Source organism: Pseudomonas sp. 05N434, from assembly GCF_056396965.1.
In genome coordinates this window covers 1-1,798 of the sequence record NZ_JBFTMK010000766.1, presented here as the reverse complement: position 1 = coordinate 1,798, position 1,798 = coordinate 1, and the positions used below count along the sequence as shown (strand labels likewise).

4 protein-coding genes are annotated in these 1,798 nt (G+C 58.5%); 3 read left to right on the top strand and 1 reads right to left on the bottom strand.

Annotated features, from left to right (window positions below; genetic code table 11):
* The 3 genes from AC1DLB_RS29115 to AC1DLB_RS29105 form a co-directional block, all read left to right on the top strand.
* Window positions 1–554 (top strand): SLC5/6 family protein (locus tag AC1DLB_RS29115; protein ID WP_477786199.1); only part of this gene is annotated, 554 nt, incomplete at its 5' end.
* A 7-nt stretch (window positions 555–561) separates the two neighbouring features.
* Complete coding sequence (locus AC1DLB_RS29110; protein ID WP_007933502.1) at window positions 562–996, top strand: type II toxin-antitoxin system RatA family toxin; 435 nt, start codon at window positions 562–564, stop codon at window positions 994–996.
* Window positions 989–1,303: an RnfH family protein gene (locus AC1DLB_RS29105; protein ID WP_477744050.1), complete on the top strand. Its 315-nt coding sequence runs from the start codon at window positions 989–991 to the stop codon at window positions 1,301–1,303. The genes AC1DLB_RS29110 and AC1DLB_RS29105 overlap by 8 nt, the downstream gene beginning before the upstream one ends.
* 61 nt (window positions 1,304–1,364) lie before the next feature.
* Here AC1DLB_RS29105 and AC1DLB_RS29100 read toward each other — a convergent pair.
* The coding region (locus AC1DLB_RS29100) for an outer membrane protein assembly factor BamE (protein WP_477786198.1) at window positions 1,365–1,798 on the bottom strand (434 nt) is incomplete at its 5' end.

Genomic DNA, 1,798 nt, shown 5'->3' with positions numbered 1-1,798 from the left:
GCCTGAACCCGAGCGAAGGCCCAGGCCTGATGTTCGTCAGCCTGCCATTCGCCTTCGGTAACGTAGCGTTCGGCCAGTTGATGGGCGTAGTGTTCTTCGTACTGGTGGCGATTGCGGCCTGGAGTTCGGCGATTTCCCTGCTCGAACCGATGGTGGCTTACCTGGTTGAGCGCACGAAAATCAGCCGYGCCTGGGTCACCTTCTGGCTGGCATTCACCTGCTGGTTCGTCGGCCTGGGTACCGTGTTTTCTTTCAATATCTGGAAGGAAGCCAAGTTTTTCGTGAACGAAGGCGGGATGTTCCATCTCTACCAATGGGGGGCGGCCGGAGGCCTGGACTTCTTTGGTGTGATCGACTTCTTCACCTCGCGGATCATGCTGCCACTCGGTGGTTTGTGTTTCGTGGTGTTTGCGGGCTGGGTGATGGGGCGTGAAGCGGTGCGCGACGAGTTGTCGATCCGCAGCCCAGTACTGTTCGCCCTGTCCCTGTTTTTGATGCGCTATGTGGCGCCCATCGGCATTCTTGTAGTGTTTGCCGCACAGCTGTGGAAGTAACGCTGACATGACGACACACATTCAACGTTCGGCCCTGCTGCCGTATCCGGCGCAAGCGCTTTACGACCTGGTCAACGACGTGGCCCGCTATCCGGAATTCCTGCCGTGGTGCTCATCGACCGAAATTCTGGAAAGCTCTCCCGAGTTCATGCGCGCCAGCGTCGGTGTGGCCAAGGGTGGGCTTAGTCAGCATTTCGTAACGCGTAATACCCTGGTGCCCGGGCGTTCGATCGAAATGAACCTCGAGGAAGGTCCGTTCAGCCAGTTGCACGGCGTCTGGGTGTTCAAACCGTTGGGCGAGAAGGCCTGCAAGATCAGTCTGGACTTGTCGTTCGACTACTCGGGGCCGCTGGTGCGTGCGACGTTGGGGCCTTTGTTTAATCAGGCGGCGAATACGTTGATGGACGCGTTCTGCCAGCGCGCGAAGCAAATGCATGGTTGAGGCCGTGATCAAGGTCGAGGTGGTGTATGCCGCCGTTGATCGTCAGGTGCTGCTGAGCGTAACGGTGCCGGTGGGCGCGACGGTGCGGGATGCGTTGTTCAAATCGGGCCTGAATGGCGAATTCCCGGAGCTGGATCTGGGCAGTTGTCCGGTCGGGATCTTTGGCAAAGTGATCGCTGATCCGGTCATTCGCCAGGTTCAGGAAGGGGATCGCATCGAGGTTTACCGGCCGTTGCTCGCCGATCCAAAAGAAGTTCGGCGGTTGCGTGCAGCCAAGGCGGCCGAGGCCAAAGCCCGGAATCAGTGATTCGATTAAACGCCAGACAATAAAAACCCCGGACATGCCGGGGTTTTTATTGCGTCGCAAATTATTGCGGCGAGGTTTCCAGCGGTTCTGGAGTCGGGACCGGGACAGTTTCTACGTTGTCCACGTCCTTCTGGATCTGGTCCAGCAGCGAGCCTGGCTTGACCGGTTTTTCTGGCTTCGGCTTCTCGGCGTTTCCTGCCGGCGCGGTCACGGTAGTGCCGCTGTCCTTGCCGAGAATGGCCTCGTCGCGGCTCACGCCTGGCATGAAATCGCCAGAGAGGCTGACAAGTTGGTCATTTGGGTTGAAGATAACGCTAATGCGTTCCTGTTGGCGTTCACCGCCACCGGGTTGCAGGCTATACAGGTAATCCCAGCGATCGGCATGGAACGTGTCGGTCAACAGAGGGTTGCCCATGATAAACCGTACTTGCCGACGGGTCATTCCCGGGCGCAACTGGTCTATCATGTCCTGCGTGACGACATTGCCCTGCTGCC

Excerpts from the sequence above, each read along its gene's own strand:
- AC1DLB_RS29110 (WP_007933502.1), top strand. The coding sequence starts at position 562 with ATGACGACACACATTCAACGTTCGGCCCTGCTGCCGTATCCGGCGCAA.
- AC1DLB_RS29105 (WP_477744050.1), top strand. The coding sequence starts at position 989 with ATGGTTGAGGCCGTGATCAAGGTCGAGGTGGTGTATGCCGCCGTTGAT.